Below are 18,067 nucleotides of genomic sequence, written 5' to 3' on the forward strand. Positions count from 1 at the left end.
GGACCATTCAATCAGTAGGTCCTACTCGAACGTGACCTGCGTTCCTCTGAGTGCGGGAGCGCCGACCGTCGTGGTCCAGGACGGCACTGCGTCGGGCTCGATCCCCGTGGCCCCGCCGTAGAGGACGGCCAGGGTCTGCTGCTCGGTGACCGAGCCGGCGTAGGAGGCGGGCACGGGGGAGAGCTGCGGAACCGGAAGTGACGGAATGTCCTGTTCACCGGGGTTTCTCGACGGCACCTGGTACGAACCGTCGTTGGGGGAGCTGCCCGGGTACTGCGGGAAGTATTCGCCCGTCGAGCGGTCGAGGGAGGTGTAACAGGTGGGCCCGCGGTCCTGCTCGAACAATCGCGGCTCGTCCTGGTTGGGCAGATACCGGCCCTTCGGGTTGACGAACGGCATCGAGACGTTGATGCCGGGATACTCGTCACCGTCGCCGAGCAGGATCTTGCCGCGTCTGGCACCCTCGGCGAACTGTGAGACGGTGCAACCGAGGGCAGGCGAGAATTCGGCGAACACCTCGAGGGCCTCGCGTGAATTCGCGGCCAGTCCGATGATGTCCGCGGAGTTGGCGTCGAGGAAGTCGGCGGTGGTGGTGGAGGCGGATGTCAACGACGCGTAGAGCGTCTCGAGGGCCGGGCGCTTCTCGACGACGGTATTGCCCGTGGTCCGCAGATTGTCCAGTGCGTTGATCAACTCGGGGGCGGCATCGGCGTAGGTCTGCGAGAAGTCGGCCAGACCACGCAGGTCCTCCTGAATTGCCGGCAGCTCTGTGTTGAGCCCGGCGAAGATGTTCTCCAGGCGGTCGATCGTCAGGCCGAGCTCCTCGCCGCGACCGCTCAGTCCTTGCGCCAGCGCACCGAGCGTGTTGGACAGGTCCTGCGGTGGCACGGCCTGGAGCAGCGGCAACAGGCCGTCGAGCAGTTGTCCTACCTCGATGGCGTTGCCGCTGCGATCCTGCTTCAGCACGGTCCCCTCGGTGATCGGCGACGCAGGCTTGCCGTCCGGCAGAACCAACGCGACGTAGCGTTCGCCGAACAGCGTCTTGGGCAGCAGCCGCGCGGTGGCGTTCGACGGGATCATCTCCGCCATGTCCGGTTCGATTGCCAACTCCGAGGTGACGACGCGACCGGCTGTCGATGCCGATCGGACTTCGCCGACGATCATGCCGCGAACTTTGACGTCCGCATTGCGGGGAAGAGCGTTACCGACGCTGTCGGTCTCGAGGGAGACCGTCACGACGTCCTTGAACGTCTTGTTGTACGAGGTGAGACTCCACCCGACGAATACGACGATGAGTACGACGAGAGCGAGTCCGAGGAGTCGGTTCTGGACCGGCGAGGGGGAGCCGGTCATGGATACGTCGCAACGACAACAACAGCCATGTCGCGAACCTTAGTGCTACACGACGTAACACTTACTACCGGAAGTCGGCTTGTGAGATGGACTTAGCACTTTGTCTCGAATGTGATGTGAGCCATAAGCCGTCAGCCACGCGAGCGCAGAATCAACTGCGCCGCGCTGATGTCGTCGATGACGAGGTCGGTGATCAATCCGCCGCGCAGGGCGGCCGTGAGGGCATCGAGCTTGGATGCTCCGGCGACGATGCACACCCGCCGCGGAACCACCTTGAGTCGATCCAGACTCGGTCCACTCGATCTGTCGTTCAACGCAATTCGGTCGTGGCTACCGTCGGACCGCAAGAACACGGTGGCGATGTCTCCGACGACGCCGTCGCGCTGGAGCTCTGCTCGATCCTCGCGCTCGAGGTAGCCGGCGCTGTAGACGTGACTCGGAACGGCACTGCTCATGACACCGATGCTGAACACGGCGAGGTTCATCCGATCCTGAAGTTCGAGGACTCGTTTGATGCTGCGTTCACGCCACAGGTGTCGGCGGGTTTCGGGGTAGTCGAAGAATGCGGGCACCGGAAACCCCTGCGCCACAGCGCCGTACGCGTCGGCAAATGTTCTGATGATGTCGGTGGCGTAAGAGACTCCCGTGGTGCGGGTGTTGGCTGCGCCGTTGAGTTGCACGACGGTCGAGTTGTGGGTTCGTTTGGGTGCGAGCTTGCGACTGACGGCGCTGACGGTGGTTCCCCAGGCGACTCCCATCACCATGTCGGACTCGAAGAACGACGTCAGCAATCGGCCGGCGAACGTGGCTACCCGATCGAGGCGCTGCAATTCGTCGACGGTTTCCGAGACGGGGACGACGTGTGCACGAATGTCGTACAGATCGGCGAACGCGCGCTCGATTCGCGGTGCCTGGCCGAGTGGTGTGGAGATCTTGATCTCCACGAGGCCGGATGCCCGGGCGAAGGTGATGAGTCGTGAGACTGTCGAACGAGATACGCCCAGCTCACGGCCGATCGCCGCCATCGTCAAGTCCTGGAAGTAGTACAGACGCGCCGCCTGCGTGGCATGGCCGGTCCTGGGATCCGATTCGGGGTCGATGGGCGGTTCCGTCACCGGCATCAGTGTACGACCGATTTGCACATATGTGCACCAGCTGTGCAACGCAGTGCAGGCCGTCTACCGTGGCAAACAGCACGCACTGTGGCGTGCATCACCAACTTTGCGGAGGCTACACAATGGCTCGTAAGGAACCGGAATGGGGACTGCCGGCACACATGGCTGCCGAGTTCGCCGGAACCATGATTCTCATTCTGTTCGGCGTCGGCGTCGTCGCGCAGGTGGTCTCGGGCGGTGAATCGGGGAGTCTCGGAGACCACGATTCGATCGCCTGGGCCTGGGGGCTGGGCGTGATGTTCGGCATCTACGTCGCGGGCCGTATCACCGGCGCGCACCTCAATCCCGCGGTCACCATCGCGTTCGCACTCTTCCGCGGCTTCAGCTGGAAGATGGTTGCGCCCTACGTTCTCGCGCAGACCGCAGGTGCCTTCGTGGCCGCACTGCTGGTCCGCTGGAACTACAACGACATGATCAACGCAGTGGACCCCGGGCACACCACGGCCACTCAGACGATCTTCTCGACGCTTCCCGGAAACGGAACGTTGCCCGTCAGCGTGTCCTCGGCCCTGATCGATCAGATCATCGGCACGGCGATCCTGCTGTTCCTCATTGTGGCCGTGACCGATTCGCTCGGCACCGCACCGATGGCCAACATGGCTCCGCTGATCGTCGGCCTCATCGTCGTCGCCATCGGCTTCGCATGGGCCACCAACGCCGGATACGCGATCAATCCGGCCCGAGATTTCGGACCTCGCCTGGCGTCGTACATCACCGGATACGGTGGAGCCTGGCGAGATCAATACGGTGGCCTGTACTTCTGGGTCCCGATCGTCGGACCTCTCGTAGGCGGACCGATAGGAGTGATCCTGTACGACTTGCTCATCGGTAGGAACCTCCGCAAAGAAGAAGGTTCGACGCCCGAGCCGCCATCACGACTCCCAGCAGACACCCAGACCACAGGAGAGAAGCCATGACCGAGTTCGCAGGAAAGTACGTCGCCGCGATCGATCAGGGAACCACGTCTTCACGCTGCATGATCTTCGATCACGCGGGTGCCGTTGTCGCGGTCGACCAGAAGGAACACCAGCAGATCTTCCCGCAGGCCGGATGGGTCGAGCACGACGCGTCGGAGATCTGGGACAACGTGCGTGCCGTCGCGGCCGGTGCCATGGCTGCTGCGGATCTGACGCGCGAGGACATCGCCGCTGTCGGTATCACCAACCAACGTGAGACGGCTCTGGTGTGGGAGCGCGCGACGGGCAAGCCGATCTACAACGCCATCGTCTGGCAGGACACCCGAACCGATCGCATCGCCACCGCCCTCGGTGGGGGCGACGCCAACAAGTACACCGCCAAGACCGGCCTGCCTCTGGCCACCTACTTCTCCGGCCCCAAGATCAAGTGGATCCTCGACAACGTCGACGGCGCACGGGCGAAAGCCGAAGCGGGAGAACTGTGTTTCGGCAACATGGACACGTGGGTGCTGTGGAACATGACCGGCGGTACCGACGGCGGACTGCACTACACCGATCCGACCAATGCGTCGCGCACCCTGCTGATGGATCTCGACACCCTGCAGTGGGACGAGGGTATCTGTGCAGACATGGGCATCCCGATGTCGATGATGCCCGAGATCCGCTCGAGTTCCGAGGTGTACGGCACCGGCCGCGAGCGCGGTCCGTTCCGTGGAGTGCCGATCTCCGGCATCCTCGGCGATCAGCAGGCAGCAACGTTCGGGCAGGCCTGCCTGTCTCCCGGTGAGGCCAAGAACACCTACGGCACAGGCAATTTCGTGCTGCTCAACACCGGCACCGAAAAGGTCATGAGCAAGAACGGCTTGCTGACCACGGTCTGCTACAAGATCGGCGACCAACCGACGGTGTACGCACTCGAAGGTTCCATCGCCGTGACGGGCTCGTTGGTGCAGTGGCTGCGCGACAACCTGGGCATGATCTCGTCGGCAGCCGACATCGAGACCGACGCGCGGTCGGTGGACGACAACGGTGGCGCGTACTTCGTGCCTGCATTCTCCGGCCTCTTCGCTCCGCACTGGCGAGCGGACGCCCGCGGTGCCATCGTGGGACTGACGCGCTTCGTCAACAAGGGCCACCTGGCCCGTGCCGTGCTCGAGGCCACCGCGTACCAGACGCGTGAGGTGATCGAGGCCATGAACGCCGACTCCGGTGTCGATCTCGAGGTGCTCAAGGTCGACGGCGGAATGGTCGTCAACGAACTGCTGATGCAGTTCCAGTCCGACATCCTCAATGTGAAGGTGGTGCGGCCCGTCGTGGCCGAAACCACTGCTCTCGGAGCGGCATACGCTGCCGGACTCGCCGTAGGCTATTGGGAGAGCGAAGACGATATTCGCGAGAACTGGGCCGAGGACAAGACATGGACCCCGTCCATGGACGAAGACCAGCGGGCAAAGTTGTACGCCGGCTGGAAGAAGGCAGTAACACGTACTCTCGATTGGGTTGATGAAGAATGAAGTCCAGCACACCGGTTCTGAGTCCACAGGCACGAGCGGATGCGTTGTCGCGGATGGAAGCCGAAGAGCTCGACATCCTGGTGATCGGCGGCGGCGTCGTCGGAGCGGGCACCGCACTCGATGCCGTGACGCGAGGACTGAAGGTCGGTCTGCTCGAAGCGCGTGACTACGCGGCCGGCACATCCAGCCGCTCGAGCAAGCTGTTCCACGGCGGTCTGCGGTACCTCGAGCAGTTCAACTTCGCGTTGGTGTTCGAGGCGCTCAAGGAGCGATCGCTGGTGCTGAACAAGCTGTGCCCGCACCTCGCTCGCCCGGTGTCGTTCATCTACCCGCTCGAGAAGGCGATCGACCGTCCATACGTCGGGCTCGGCATCGGCGTGTACGACGTCATGGGTGCCGGACGCGGCGTGCCGAGCCACCACAAGCACCTCGGCAAGAAGAAGACGCTCGAGTCCTTCCCGTCCGGCAAGCGCTCGGCGATTCGCGGTGCGGTGAAGTTCTACGAGGGCCAGGTCGACGACGCACGGCACACGATGATGCTCGCGCGTACCGCAGCTGCCTACGGCGCGTTGTGCGCCAACAGCACTCGCGTCACGGGATTCCTCAGGGAGGACGACAAGGTTGTCGGCGTCGTGGCCAGCGATCTCGAAACGGGCCGCTCCTTCGAGGTCCGGGCCAAGCAGGTCATCAATGCGGCCGGTGTCTGGACCGACGAGGTGCAGCAGATGGTCGGTGGCCGTGGACAATTCCAGGTTCGCGCGTCCAAGGGCGTGCACCTGGTGGTACCGCGCAATCGCATCAACAGTGCCACCGGCATCATCACGCGTACCGAGAAGAGTCTGCTGTTCGTCATCCCGTGGGGCAGTCACTGGATCATCGGCACCACCGATACCGACTGGAAGCTCGATCTGGCTCATCCGGCCGCGAGCCAGAGCGATATCGACTACATCCTGGGCCACGTGAACAAGTTGCTCGCCGATCCGTTGGACCGCACCGATGTCGTCGGTGTGTACGCGGGACTGCGACCGTTGCTGTTCGGCGAATCCGATTCCACCAGCACTCTCTCCCGTGAGCACGCAGTGTCCAGCCCGGTACGAGGGTTGACGGTGATCGCCGGCGGCAAGTACACCACCTATCGCGTGATGGCCAAGGATGCAGTCGATTCCGCGGTGCACGGGCTCGAGCGGACGGTACCGAAGTGCGTCACCGAGGACATTCCCCTCGTCGGTGCCGACGGGTACCTCGGTGCGTTCAACTCGCGCAATCTGACGGCCGAACGCACCGGTATGCGCGTCTCACGCGTCGAGCACCTGCTCGGTCGGTACGGCACTTTGATGGGTGAACTGCTGGAGATGATCGACGCCGATCCCGAGCTCGGTCAGCCTTTGGAGAGCGCGCCGGAGTACCTCAAGGCAGAGGTGGTCTATGCCGCCAGTCACGAGGGCGCACAACACCTCGACGACATCCTGACCCGACGCACCCGCATCTCCATCGAGGTACCCGATCGTGGTGAAGCGGCGGCCGAAGAGGTGGCTCGACTGGTTGCGCCGATCCTCGGCTGGGATGATCAGCATGTGGCCGAGGAGATCGAGCACTACCGGCTTCGAGTTCTGGCAGAACGGGATTCACAGCAGCAGCCCGACGACGACACGGCCGATGCAGCACGACTCGGAGCGCCGGACGTGCGCCTCGGGGTGAGCTGAGCTCTTCGGTCGTAACGGTTCGACGAGGTAGCGCCGCAGGGTCGGGCTCGGACGTTGTCCGTCCGACCCTGCGGCCACACACTCGTCTGTCTGCCTGAGCGCTACGAGCCGTTCATGTCGATGCTGGACGGTGGACGGCATGCAGCTCACCCGTCGATCCCTTCTCAGATATGCCGCTCTCGGTGCCGCTGCCACGCCGGTGCTGGCGTGCAGCCCGGCGTTGGTTCGCGCCCGGCCGATACTGACACACGGAGTCGCCAGCGGTGATGTGCGTGCCGACGGAGCGCTGGTGTGGGCACGTTCCGATACTCCGGCGACGATGATCGTCGACACGTCCGCGACGGACTCGTTCTCCTCGGTGACGACGATGCGCGGCCCACTGCTGACCCCGCAGTCCGACGGCACGGGGGTGCTGCGCCTCACCGGATTGCCTGCGGGACAGAAGGTTCACTATCGTGTCACGCTCGAGGGCGAGGACGGTGCGACGTCCGAACCCGTGACCGGAGTGTTCTCCACAGCTCCCGACCGCCCATCCGACATCCGCTTGTTGTGGGGTGGCGACACCGCAGGCCAGGGCTACGGCATCAACCCCGAGATCGGTGGTATGACCATCTTCTCGGCGATGGCCGACAGGCAGCCGGATCTGTTCCTGCACAGCGGCGATGTCATCTATGCGGACGGCCCGCTCGAGGAGCGCGTGACACTTCCCGACGGCCGTATCTGGCGAAACACCATGAGCGAGGCCAAGTCCAAGGTCGCCGAGACGCTCGACGAGTACCGCGGACAGTACGCCTACAATCTCACCGACGACAACTACCGCCGCTTCAATTCGTCTGTCGCTCAAATGGTCCAGTGGGATGATCACGAAACCGTCAACAACTGGTACCCCGGTGAGATCCTCGACCTCGAGCAATACACGGTGAAAGAGGTGGACGTGCTGTCGCGGAGAGCGTTGCAGGCGTTTCACGAGTGGTTGCCCATCGCGCCAACGGAAGCCGTCGACGGCCGGGTGTACCGCAAGATCGCGTACGGGCCGCTGCTCGACGTCTTCGTCCTCGACATGCGCACGTACAAGGACGCGAACGGTGCGAACACCGCTGCGTCAGGGGAGATCCTCGGCTCGGCGCAGCGTCAGTGGCTGATCGACGAGCTCTCCCGCTCCACCGCGACGTGGAAGATCATCGCGAACGACCTGCCCCTCGGACTCGTCGTGCCTGATGGGAAGGACGCGCAGGAAGGCGTCGGAAACGGCGACTCCGGTGCGCCACTGGGGCGTGAGACCGACATCGCGCAGGTGCTCACCGCGATCGACCGGAACGACGTCACCGGCACCGTCTGGCTCACAGCCGACGTGCATTACACAGCAGCGCACCACTATTCGCCGGAACGAGCCGCCTACCAGGAATTCCGCGAGTTCTGGGAATTCGTCAGCGGGCCACTCAACGCAGGCGCGTTCGGCCCCAACGACTTGGACGGCACCTTCGGCCCGGAGGCAGTGTTCGTGCACGCGCCGCCGGAGCAGAACGCGTCACCCCTCGACTCGTTTCAGCATTTCGGTGAGGTGCTCATCGACGGGGACTCGCGCGAACTCACCGTCAATCTGTGCGACGGGACCGGGGCTGTGCTGTTCACGAAGGTACTGCCTGCCGCTTGATCGGCCCGAGTGGGAATCTCGTACGCCCACACGTGCGCTCGCGTCCGGCCCGACGGTTCTATCGCGTGGGCCGGACGGTCCGAGTCCGAGGGATGGAATCGGTGTTCTCGAACGATGGACAGGTCAGCCCTGCAGCAACGTGAACGAATGCTCGCGGATCAGGATCGACGGGCCACCGGACTCGTAGGCCTGGTCCGGATCACTCGAGGTCGACTGACTCCACTTACCCTCCGGCAGAGTGAATTCCACTGTTGCAGAGGAGCTGTTGACCATCCACGCGAAGGCTGCGTCACCGTCGCCTCCGCGCATCAGAATCAGAATGCTCTGTGCGTTACCGTCCGCCCAATCCTCGTCGGCCAGCTTCTGACCATCGGCTCGGTAGAAGTCGACCGTATCGGGACCGGCCCCGTCTTCGTCGGAATCGCTGTCGTGCCGGAACCACGTGGGGCGCAGGGCCGGGTGCTCGTCGCGGAGCGCGATGAGGTGGGTGGTGAAGTCGATGAGATCCTGGTCGGCCGTGCTCCAATCGAACCAGGACACCTCGTTGTCCTGGCAGTACGCGTTGTTGTTGCCGTTCTGCGTTCGGCCCAGTTCGTCACCGCCCAGGATCATTGGAACGCCGGCCGAGAGCAGCAGTGTGGCAAGGTGATTGCGTTGCTGGCGGGCGCGCAGCGCATTGATGCCCTCGTCGTCGGTCGGGCCTTCGGCTCCGCAACCCCACGAGCGGTTGTCGGATTCGCCGTCCTGACTGTCCTCGCCGTTCTCCTCGTTGTGCTTGTCGTCGTAGGAGTTGAGGTCGGCCAACGTGAAGCCGTCGTGTGCGGTGATGAAGTTGACGCTGGCCAACGTGGGTCGACGGGTGCTCTCGTAGACGTCCGGGCTGCCGGTGACGCGCTGAGCAAGTGCAGGTAGCATGCCGCTCTCACCGCGCCAGAAGTCACGGACGTCGTCGCGGAATTTACCGTTCCACTCCGACCAGCGAGCCGGGAAGCCGCCCACCTGGTAGCCCTGGGTGTCCCAGGGTTCGGCGATGAGCTTGACCGGGGCGAGCGTCGGATCCTGATGGACGAGGCTGAGGAACGCGCTGTGGACGTCCAGGTCCGAGTCCTGGCGAGTCAGGGTGCTCGCGAGGTCGAAGCGGAAACCGTCGACGTGCATCTCGGTCACCCAGTAGCGCAACGAGTCCAGGATCAGCGCCAGGGCCGCGGGGTGACCGACGTTGAGGCTGTTGCCGGTGCCGGTGGTGTCGTAGTACGCACTTCGGTCGTCGTCGACCAGTCGGTAGTGCGAGCCGTTGTCGATTCCCTTGAGCGAGAGAGTGGGTCCGAGATGGTTGCCCTCGGCGGTGTGGTTGTAGACGACGTCGAGAATGACCTCGATACCGTTCTCGTGCATGGCCTTGACCAGAGCCTTGAACTCGTCCACCTGGCCGCCGGTGTCGCCGCTGCTGCTGTATTCGTTGTGCGGGGCGAAGAAGCCGATGGAGTTGTATCCCCAGTAATTGCGTCGACCCTCTTCCAGCAGATGTGAATCCTGGACGAACTGGTGGATCGGCAGTAACTCCACTGCCGTGACCCCGATACGCTTCAGATGGGCGATGGCGGCCGGGTGGGCCAAGCCGGCATAGGTGCCGCGAATCTCTTCGGGCACATCGGGATTGGTAGCGGTGAAGCCCTTCACGTGCACTTCGTAGACGACGGTTCGATCCAGCGGTGTCCGCGGCGACTCGTCGTCCTCCCAATCGAAATTCGATTGCACGGCAATGGAATACGGCATGTATGGGGCCGAGTCCTCGTCGTTGCGGGTCTCCGGCTCGTCGTGCAGATGCGAGAAGACTGCCTCGTTCCAGTCGACCTGGCCGGTGACGGCGGTGGCGTACGGGTCGAGCAGCAACTTCGCCGCGTTGTGCCGCAGTCCCGACGCGGGATCCCACGGGCCGTCGACGCGTAGCCCGTACCGCGAACCGGGCGTCACGTCGGGAACCAGATCGTGGAAGACGTGACCGGTGCGCAGAGTCAATGGCGTTGTACTGCGCTCTGTTCCGTCGTCGTTCAGTACGACCACGGACACGGAGTCCGCAGTTTCCGAGTAGACGGCAAGGTTTGCGCCGTCGTTCGACAGACGCGAGACGCCCAGGGGGTACGGGAGACTTGATGAGGAGGGCATGCTCGCCCCAGTACCCCCGCTGAGGATGAGCGAAACGCCTGCATACCTGGCGCTCGGCTACTACCGATGCCGAGATTGCGACCGCCGAACTCCTGCGGAACGCTGGTTACGAAGGACGAGGCAATGAACTCCGCACGACCCGACGACGGTTCGGCCCGCCCTGTCGAGCTGTTTCCGGGTGACAACGCTACCGACGCCACGTTCCGGGAGCTGGACTGGTCGGCGACCGAATTGGGGCCGGTGGACCAGTGGCCGTACGAGTTGGTGACGGCCGTGCGCACCGTCATGCCGTCGACAATCCCGATGCTGATCTGGTGGGGTCCGCATCTGGTGCAGATCTTCAATCACGCCTACACGAACTTTCTCGGGGCGAAGTTCCCCGAGGCTGCAGGTCAACGTGCCAGTGACTGTTGGTCCGAGATGTGGGACTACGTCGGCGGACTGTGCGCGCAGGTGGTGGACGGTCGCGAGCCGGTGCACGGCGTTCGGCAGATGTTCGTCATGGAGCGATACGGCTACCTCGAGGAGACGTACTGGACATTTTCGTACAGTCCGATCTTCGGTCCGAATCGGACGGTTCTCGGGGTGTTCGTCGCCACCACCGAGGTGACGATGCAGGTACTGGGCGAACGCCGGATGCACGCGTTGCTCCGGCTCGGGTCGCTCGACATGGGCGACGGGACCGGCCCACCGGGCATCGCCCGCGCCGCCGTGGAAGTTCTCGGAAGCGAACCCCGTGAGTTCCCGCTGGTAGCGGCCTATCTGCGCGAGGACCTGGCCGAGAACGGTCGGCTGACGCGCATCGCGACGAGCGGCGACACCGGCTGCGAGGCGTCGACGTGGGAGTACGCAGACGTGGTTCGGGTGGTCGACGGATCGGTCCCCTGCGAGGTCACGGAGGTCGTCGGTAACGTGCCGCGAGCGGTCGTGACGCCGCTGACGATGGCGGGCCGGATCGAGCCGGTCGGGGCCCTGCTGATCGGTGTCAACGGACATCGCGTCGTCGACGACTCGATCGTGTCGTTCTGCGGAGTGGTGGCCGAACGCGTATCGACTGCGCTGACCGCCTCGCAGGCCTTCGAGATGGAGCGGCGACGCGTCGTGGCCCTGGCCGAGGCAGATACGGCGAAGACGCGGTTGCTCGAGACCGTGGGCCACGAATTCCGAACGCCGCTGACCCTGCTCGCCGGACCACTGGACTCGGTGCGCGAGAGCTCGTCCTCGCAGTTGAGCGAACCCGATCGACAGTCCCTCGACGTCGTCCATCGCGCCGCGGTGCGACTGCGCCGACTCGTCGACGATCTGTTGGATGTCGTCAGTGCCGATGCGGGCCGACTAGAGGCTCGACTCGAACCCACCGACCTCACCGCGGTGACGCGCGACTGCGCGACGCTGTTCGCGGCGGTGGCGTCGGACAGTGGTCTCGAGCTCGTCGTCGATACGCCCGAGAACGTCGTCGTGCTCACCGACGGCGAGATGTGGTCGAAGATCGTGTTCAATCTGGTCGCGAATGCCGTCAAGTACACCCCGTCCGGTCGGGTATCGGTGCGGCTGAACGCCGAGAGCGACACCGTCCGCCTCGTGGTCGCCGACACCGGGCTGGGGATTCCCGCCGACGAGCTGTCGCTCATATTCGATCGGTTCCACCGAGTCGAGCACGCGGACGCACGCAGTATCGAAGGATTCGGCATCGGGCTCGCGCTGGTATCGGACCTGCTCACGGCCCTGAACGGGCGCATCGACGTGGAGAGCGAGGTGGCCGTCGGGAGTACGTTCACCGTGGTCGTGCCGCGGGTGCCCGTCGAGGCCGCTGCGCCGGTCGAACGATCGGCAACACCCACCGATTCGGTGTCCGCGATCTTTTCCGCCCACGAATCGACGACGGCGACCTCTGGTCGAGCGGACATCCTGCTCGTCGAAGACAACGTCGACATGCGCGACTACCTCGTGCGACTACTGACCGTCGAAGGATGGACGGTCGCCACCGCAGGCGACATCGAGATCGCACTCGACCTGGCTCGATCGACGCCGCCGGGAATCGTGTTGACCGACGTCATGCTCCCCGGGCGCAGTGGCCTCGACCTGGTCGACGACATCCGCCGTGACACCGATCTGCGGCGTGTGCCGGTGATCTTGTTGACCGCGCGAGCCGGAACCGACTTCGTGCTCGACGGCCTGGGCCGCGGTGCCGACGACTACATCGTCAAACCGTTCCAGGATCGAGAACTCGTGGCCCGCGTGCGGGTACACCTCGAACTCTCGCGTATGCGCGAGCAGATCCTCGTCGAAAGCGGTAACCAGGCCTCGACGCTGCGGGCAGCCCTCGACACCCGCGGAACGATCGGCCGGGCACTGGGAATCCTGATGTCGGTGTATCGCATCGACTCGGACGCGGCCTTCACCCAACTGACCGAACTGTCGCAGAACTCCAACCGCAAAACCCGGGACCTGGCCTCGATGATCATCGACGACTTCACCGCCGGACTGAGCAACAACGGTCGACCGCCGTCCTGACCCACCGCGGCCGAGTCCACCAAATGTGACATCGACCCCCGAAAAGTCCACCGAACGTGACATCGAGTGCCCTCGGGGGTGGGCGGCACTCAGTGATTGCGGCGGTAGTTCTCTCGCTCGCGTTCCATCTCCGCCATCTTCTTCGGGCTCTTCAGATCGGCCGGTAGCCCGTGGATCTCGAGGCGCCGGGCGCGGTTCTGGTCCATGTAGGCCGCCGTGTAGAACAGCGCGAGCAGCAGGCTGAGCAGCACCATCGAGGCGCGTAGCCAGATCGCGCCAGGGAAGAGAACGAAGAATCCGATGAAGATCGGCAGGAACGGAATCATCGACCGCAGGATGTGACGCGGCGTCGCTCCCGGCCCGACGAGGTCGCGTCGAACCCAATCCTGCATCTCGTCGGGGAGTTTGCGGCCGAGGACGGCGTACCCCAGCCATTGGCCGGGGGACGGACGGGTGCGGTTCTTGTTCATGACAGTGCTCCTGCTGCGATGGCGGCGTCGTTGACACGGCTGAGGACGCGTCGTAGATCGTCGAGTTCGGCGAGTGACGCACCGAGCTTCGACACAACGGCGGGTGGGATTTTTTCGGCCTCGGTCCGCAGCGCGGCTCCGGCCGCGGTGAGGGAGACCAGCAGGACGCGCTCGTCCGCGACGCTTCGATTGCGGGTGAGCAGCCCCATCGATTCCAGACGCTTGAGAAGTGGCGAGAGAGTGGGGGAGTCGAGTTGCAGTGCCGATCCGATTGCTTTGACCGACATCGGCGACTCTCCCCACAGAGCCAACATCACCAGGTACTGCGGATGCGTCAGTCCCATCGGCTCGAGCAATGGCCGATACACCGCGAGCACCGCACGGTTGGCGACGGCGAGCGCGAAGCAGACCTGGCGATCGAGCGCGAGCGGATCTTCGGTGGTGGTCACGGGGACCAGGCTACGGGAACTTCTTCGTGCACGAACTATTAGTGGACTAATCGATCGGTCGTCGCCGATTCGATGCCCGAAAAGCGTTCGAAAGAAGGGGGAATGCCCGTACAACGCGCGGTTGCTGTAGTGCCGGTCGGTCCGGATTTTTGCTTCGAGTATTCGGCGTTCCATCCGGTTGGTTGCTGTGCAATGCTCCATGTCGATTCCCTGTTTACTGTGACAAACCCCGAGAGGATCGCCATGCGTCGTCGACGCATCTTCACCCCGTTCGTCGTCGTCGCAGCCTTGACCTTGTCCTCGATGGGCGTGGCGACCGCCGCTCCTGGTGCCCCTGTCGCCCGGATTGTCGACACGTCGATCGCGTCGGACACCCTGCGGACTCTGAGTGTCGAATCGCCGGCCATGGGTGCCGTCGTCGACGTCCAGGTACTCACCCCGGTAGTGCAGACCGGCTCGCGGCCGACGCTGTACATGCTCAGCGGAATCGGTGAGGAAGACCCGAACAACAGCATGTGGCTACGCAAGGGTGGAGCGGCCGAATTCTTCGCCGACAAGAACGTGAACGTCGTACTACCGCTGGCCGGCCCGGGCAGCTTCTACACCGATTGGCAACGGGACGATCCGAAGCTCGGCCGATACCAGTGGGAGACGTTCCTGACCGAGGAGCTTCCGCCGCTGATCGACGCAGCCGTGGACGGGAACGGACGCAACGCGATCGCGGGACTGTCGATGGGAGCGCAGTCGGCCATGATGCTGGCCGCTCGTAACCCGGATCTCTACTCCGGGGTGGCGTCGTACAGCGGTTGCTTCGCGTCGTCGGAGCCGTTGGGCCAGGCGAGTATTCGCGCGATCGTCGGGGCATTCGGCGGAAATGCCGACAACATGTGGGGCGGCCCGCTCGATCCCGCATGGGTGGAGCACGATTCGGTCGTCAATGCCGAGAGCCTGCGCGGCACCGACGTGTACGTGTCGGTGGGCACAGGAGCGCCGGGGCGGTACGAAAGTTTCGATACCGTAGAAGCTTTGGACGTGGTGGTGATCGGCGGAATCATCGAGGTGGGGGCGAACTACTGCACCCATCGACTGGCCGATCGTCTGAATCAGCTGAACATTCCCGCCACCTTCGACTTCACCGAGACCGGAACCCACTCGTGGCCGTACTGGGTGGAACAGCTACCCAAGAGTTGGCCGACACTGGCTGGGTCACTCGGGATCTGAGCCGGCGTCAGCTTCGAGTGGCCGGTCGATTGTCGATCAGCCTGCGGGCCTTACCGATCGAACGCTCCAACGCGGCCTGCGGCAGTACCTCGACGTTCACCGTCACACCGATCCGGTTCTTGACCAGCTTCTGCAGCGTCACGCCCAGAAGGGCGTACTGATCGGACGGCACATCGGGTCTGGCCTCCACCCGCACCGTCAGGTTGTCCATTCGGCCTGCGCGATCGAGCACGCACTGGAACTGCGGTGCGAGCGCGGGGACACCCAGGATGAGCTCCTCGATCTGCGTCGGGAACAGGTTGACGCCGCGCAGGATGATCATGTCGTCGGTACGCCCGGTGACCTTCTGCATCCGACGCATCGTGCGGGCCGTGCCCGGCAGCAGACGCGTCAGATCCCGGGTGCGGTACCGCACGATCGGCATCGCTTCCTTGGTCAGGGACGTGAACACCAATTCACCTTCCTCACCGTCAGGCAGGACTTCGCCGGTCACCGGGTCGATGATCTCCGGGTAGAAATGATCCTCCCAGATGTGCAGTCCGTCCTTGGTTTCGACGCATTCCATCGCCACACCCGGTCCCATCACTTCGGACAGGCCGTAGATGTCGACGGCATCCATCGCCAGAGTGTTCTCGATTTCGGTGCGCATCTCCTCGGTCCACGGCTCGGCACCGAACACTCCGGTCGTCAGAGACGTCGAGGCGGGGTCGATACCCTTCTTCACCATGGCGTCGACGATCGTCAGCATGTAGGACGGGGTGACCAGGATGGCGTCGGGCTCGAAGTCCTGGATCAGTTGGATCTGTCGATCGGTCATGCCACCGGACATCGGAATGACCGTGCAGCCCAGCCGTTCTGCGCCGTAGTGGGCACCGAGACCGCCGGTGAAGAGCCCGTATCCGTAGGCCACGTGCACCTTGTCGGAGGGCTTGACGCCACCCGCGCGGAGGCTGCGGGCGATGAGATCGGCCCAGTTGTCGATGTCCTTGGCGGTGTAGCCGACGACGGTGGGTCGCCCGGTGGTGCCCGAGGACGCGTGAATGCGTGAGACCTGGTTCTGCGGCACGGCGAACATGCCGAACGGGTAGTTCGCCCGCAGGTCCTGCTTGGACGTGAAGGGGAACTTCGCCAGATCGCTCAGGTCCTTCAGATCGCTGGGATGTACACCGGCATCGTCGAACGCCTTCGTGTAGTGCGCCACGTTGTCGTAGGCGTGCTGCAGCGACCACCGCAGGCGCTCGAGCTGCAGCGTCGAGATCCGGTCGCGGCTGGCGTGCTCGATGTCAGGGCTGTCGGTCGGGGTGGACAAGACGCTGGTCATGATTGCTCTCTCGTGGTCTCAGGCGTCGAAGTCGACGGTGACGGTGTCGCTGACGGGGAAGGTTTGGCAGGTGAGCACGAAGCCGGCGTCGACCTCGTTGTCCTCGAGCGCGTAGTTGCGGCGCATGTCGACCTCGCCGAAGGTCACCTTCGCGCGGCACGTGCCGCACACGCCGCCCTTGCATGCGAACGGCAGATCCGAGCGCAGCTGCTCTGCCGAATCGAGGATCGACTCGTCCTGAGGCAGTGCGCCTTTCACCTCGCGGCCGTCGAGGATGATCGTGACCTCACTGCTGGGGCCGGTGATCCCCGGCTCGCGGTGCGTCTCCTGCGGCGGGGGTACGTCGTCGACGTAGAACAGTTCGTGGTGGATGCTGCTCTTCGCGACGCCGAGTTCTTTCAGAACGTCTTGCGCGTCGTTCACCATCCCGAACGGACCACACAGCCAGAAGTGGTCGATGTCCGGCGTCGGGACGACGGTGTCCAGTATTTCGCGCAGCCGATCCGCATCGAGCCTGCCACTGAACAGTTCGACCTCACGTGGCTCCCTGGACAGCACGTGGATGACGTCGAATCGACTGCCGTACTGGTCCTTGAGATCGGCGATCTCCTCGGCGAACATCACGGTCCGGGTCCGCCGATTGCCGTACAGCAGAACCACTTCGGCGTCCGGGTTGGCAAGAACGGAGCCAGCGATGGACAGCATCGGTGTGATGCCGGAACCGGCTGCGATCAGGACGTGCCTACCGGCCTGGGTGGGATCCGCATGAAAGGTGCCGGTCGGACCCTGGACGTCGATGCGGTCGCCGGCCTTGACCTCGTGGACGAGCCACGAGGAGAACAACCCGTCGCTCACCTCACGGACACCGACGCGGGGACGCGCACCGGCCGGAGCGCAGATGGAGTAGGAGCGGCGATGTTCGACGCCGTCGACGGTGCGGCTGAGCATCAGGGATTGTCCCGGGCGGAAGTCGAATTCGTCCGTGAGGTGGTCGGGCACGTCGAACGTGACGGCTACGGCGTCGTCGCAGAGGGATTCGACGTCAGCAACCGTCAGAGTGTGAAAGGGCTTGTTGCGCAGATTCTTCAGTGCCGGCTCGGCAGTGACGGTCATCAGATTTCCTTGACGTGGTCGAAGGGTTCGAGGCAGTCGTCGCACCGGTACTGGGCTTTGCACAGGGTGGCACCGAACTCGGAAGTGAGCCGAGTATTGGTGGAACTGCATTGGGGACAGGCGATCTGCCGTGGTTTCACGGTGAGGGTCAACGGGACCGGACCACTCGTCCGTGCCGGGGCGGGGCCGGGCACGGAGTAACCGGATTCTCGTAGCTTCCGCAGGCCCTCTTCGGAGATCCAATCGGTACTCCACGCAGGGGAGAGGCTGGTGACTATCTCGACATCCGCGTAACCGTGATCCTGAAGCTTGTGGGCGATGTCGTCGCGCATCGTCGCCATCGCGGGGCATCCGGAGTACGTCGGAGTGATCGTGACGAGCACACTGCCGTTCTCGCGTACCTCGACGTCACGCAGGACGCCGAGATCGTCGAGGGTGAGCAGTGGCATCTCGGGATCCATGACGGTCGCGGCGATCTCGCGCGCCGTTCGTTGAAG

At 64.1% G+C, this 18,067-nt stretch carries 14 protein-coding genes; 6 read left to right on the plus strand and 8 right to left on the minus strand.

Features of this window, described 5'->3' with window-relative positions; genetic code table 11:
- Nucleotides 1–21 precede the first annotated feature (21 nt).
- Together AABD04_RS01745 and AABD04_RS01750 are read right to left on the minus strand one after the other, a co-directional pair.
- Entirely contained in the window at nt 22–1,353 is a 1,332-nt protein-coding gene (locus tag AABD04_RS01745) for an MCE family protein (protein WP_341440006.1), read from the minus strand.
- Between the two features lie 131 nt (nt 1,354–1,484).
- Complete coding sequence (locus AABD04_RS01750; RefSeq protein ID WP_243610970.1) at nt 1,485–2,468, minus strand: sugar-binding transcriptional regulator; 984 nt, start codon at nt 2,466–2,468, stop codon at nt 1,485–1,487.
- Nucleotides 2,469–2,590: 122 nt separating this feature from the next.
- Between AABD04_RS01750 and AABD04_RS01755 the strand changes: the two genes are divergently transcribed.
- The 4 genes from AABD04_RS01755 (at nt 2,591) to AABD04_RS01770 (ending at nt 8,316) form a co-directional block, all read left to right on the plus strand.
- Nucleotides 2,591–3,445: an MIP/aquaporin family protein gene (locus AABD04_RS01755; protein ID WP_243594373.1), complete on the plus strand. Its 855-nt coding sequence runs from the start codon at nt 2,591–2,593 to the stop codon at nt 3,443–3,445.
- Nucleotides 3,442–4,959, plus strand: coding sequence for a glycerol kinase GlpK (gene glpK / locus AABD04_RS01760; protein WP_243594372.1), 1,518 nt, complete (start codon nt 3,442–3,444; stop codon nt 4,957–4,959). The genes AABD04_RS01755 and glpK overlap by 4 nt, the downstream gene beginning before the upstream one ends.
- Complete coding sequence (locus AABD04_RS01765; RefSeq protein WP_341440007.1) at nt 4,956–6,662, plus strand: glycerol-3-phosphate dehydrogenase/oxidase; 1,707 nt, start codon at nt 4,956–4,958, stop codon at nt 6,660–6,662. The genes glpK and AABD04_RS01765 overlap by 4 nt, the downstream gene beginning before the upstream one ends.
- Before the next feature lie 139 nt (nt 6,663–6,801).
- Nucleotides 6,802–8,316 carry an alkaline phosphatase D family protein gene (locus AABD04_RS01770; protein WP_341440008.1) on the plus strand — a complete coding sequence of 505 codons (1,515 nt, stop codon included), beginning with the start codon at nt 6,802–6,804 and terminating at the stop codon, nt 8,314–8,316.
- Nucleotides 8,317–8,439: 123 nt separating this feature from the next.
- On the opposite strand, the gene glgX is transcribed toward AABD04_RS01770, so the two are convergent.
- Nucleotides 8,440–10,482 carry a glycogen debranching protein GlgX gene (glgX, locus tag AABD04_RS01775; protein ID WP_341440009.1) on the minus strand — a complete coding sequence of 681 codons (2,043 nt, stop codon included), beginning with the start codon at nt 10,480–10,482 and terminating at the stop codon, nt 8,440–8,442.
- Between the two features lie 123 nt (nt 10,483–10,605).
- Here glgX and AABD04_RS01780 point away from each other — a divergent pair, with 123 nt between their 5' ends.
- Nucleotides 10,606–12,996, plus strand: a complete 2,391-nt coding sequence (locus AABD04_RS01780; protein ID WP_341440010.1) for a response regulator — start codon at nt 10,606–10,608, stop codon at nt 12,994–12,996.
- 89 nt (nt 12,997–13,085) lie between these two features.
- Here the strand turns inward: AABD04_RS01780 and AABD04_RS01785 are convergent, their stop codons facing one another.
- Together AABD04_RS01785 and AABD04_RS01790 are read right to left on the minus strand one after the other, a co-directional pair.
- Nucleotides 13,086–13,466, minus strand: coding sequence for a DUF5313 family protein (locus tag AABD04_RS01785; RefSeq protein ID WP_243610461.1), 381 nt, complete (start codon nt 13,464–13,466; stop codon nt 13,086–13,088).
- A complete protein-coding gene (locus tag AABD04_RS01790; RefSeq protein ID WP_341440011.1) occupies nt 13,463–13,915 on the minus strand; it encodes a MarR family winged helix-turn-helix transcriptional regulator in 453 nt (150 codons plus the stop codon). The genes AABD04_RS01785 and AABD04_RS01790 overlap by 4 nt, the downstream gene beginning before the upstream one ends.
- 243 nt (nt 13,916–14,158) lie before the next feature.
- Here AABD04_RS01790 and AABD04_RS01795 point away from each other — a divergent pair, with 243 nt between their 5' ends.
- Nucleotides 14,159–15,136, plus strand: coding sequence for an alpha/beta hydrolase (locus AABD04_RS01795; protein WP_341442929.1), 978 nt, complete (start codon nt 14,159–14,161; stop codon nt 15,134–15,136).
- Between the two features lie 7 nt (nt 15,137–15,143).
- Here the strand turns inward: AABD04_RS01795 and paaK are convergent, their stop codons facing one another.
- Genes paaK through paaD form a run of 3 tightly spaced genes read right to left on the minus strand, consistent with a single transcriptional unit; the run spans nt 15,144 to nt 18,031 of the window.
- The gene (gene paaK / locus AABD04_RS01800) at nt 15,144–16,457 is read right to left on the minus strand and encodes a phenylacetate--CoA ligase PaaK (RefSeq protein WP_341440012.1); all 1,314 of its coding nucleotides are present in this window, start codon (nt 16,455–16,457) and stop codon (nt 15,144–15,146) included.
- Nucleotides 16,458–16,475: 18 nt separating this feature from the next.
- On the minus strand, nt 16,476–17,570 hold the full coding sequence (gene paaE, locus AABD04_RS01805) for a 1,2-phenylacetyl-CoA epoxidase subunit PaaE (RefSeq protein ID WP_341440013.1): 1,095 nt from the start codon (nt 17,568–17,570) through the stop codon (nt 16,476–16,478).
- Nucleotides 17,570–18,031 carry a 1,2-phenylacetyl-CoA epoxidase subunit PaaD gene (paaD, locus tag AABD04_RS01810; protein ID WP_423228199.1) on the minus strand — a complete coding sequence of 154 codons (462 nt, stop codon included), beginning with the start codon at nt 18,029–18,031 and terminating at the stop codon, nt 17,570–17,572. Before paaD ends, paaE begins: the two co-directional genes overlap by 1 nt.
- Nucleotides 18,032–18,067 lie beyond the last annotated feature (36 nt).

Source organism: Rhodococcoides navarretei (genome assembly GCF_038069675.1).
Taxonomy (GTDB): Bacteria; Actinomycetota; Actinomycetes; order Mycobacteriales; family Mycobacteriaceae; genus Rhodococcoides; species Rhodococcoides navarretei.

What these genes read in the sequence shown, in the direction of transcription:
- glgX (WP_341440009.1), bottom strand. Translation starts at nt 10,482, where the DNA reads ATGCCCTCCTCATCAAGTCTCCCGTACCCCCTGGGCGTCTCGCGTCTG.
- AABD04_RS01765 (WP_341440007.1), top strand. Translation starts at nt 4,956, where the DNA reads ATGAAGTCCAGCACACCGGTTCTGAGTCCACAGGCACGAGCGGATGCG.
- paaK (WP_341440012.1), bottom strand. Translation starts at nt 16,457, where the DNA reads ATGACCAGCGTCTTGTCCACCCCGACCGACAGCCCTGACATCGAGCAC.
- paaD (WP_423228199.1), bottom strand. Translation starts at nt 18,031, where the DNA reads ATGGATCCCGAGATGCCACTGCTCACCCTCGACGATCTCGGCGTCCTG.
- AABD04_RS01795 (WP_341442929.1), top strand. Translation starts at nt 14,159, where the DNA reads ATGCGTCGTCGACGCATCTTCACCCCGTTCGTCGTCGTCGCAGCCTTG.
- glpK (WP_243594372.1), top strand. Translation starts at nt 3,442, where the DNA reads ATGACCGAGTTCGCAGGAAAGTACGTCGCCGCGATCGATCAGGGAACC.
- paaE (WP_341440013.1), bottom strand. Translation starts at nt 17,570, where the DNA reads ATGACCGTCACTGCCGAGCCGGCACTGAAGAATCTGCGCAACAAGCCC.
- AABD04_RS01785 (WP_243610461.1), bottom strand. Translation starts at nt 13,466, where the DNA reads ATGAACAAGAACCGCACCCGTCCGTCCCCCGGCCAATGGCTGGGGTAC.
- AABD04_RS01780 (WP_341440010.1), top strand. Translation starts at nt 10,606, where the DNA reads ATGAACTCCGCACGACCCGACGACGGTTCGGCCCGCCCTGTCGAGCTG.
- AABD04_RS01770 (WP_341440008.1), top strand. Translation starts at nt 6,802, where the DNA reads ATGCAGCTCACCCGTCGATCCCTTCTCAGATATGCCGCTCTCGGTGCC.
- AABD04_RS01755 (WP_243594373.1), top strand. Translation starts at nt 2,591, where the DNA reads ATGGCTCGTAAGGAACCGGAATGGGGACTGCCGGCACACATGGCTGCC.
- AABD04_RS01745 (WP_341440006.1), bottom strand. Translation starts at nt 1,353, where the DNA reads ATGACCGGCTCCCCCTCGCCGGTCCAGAACCGACTCCTCGGACTCGCT.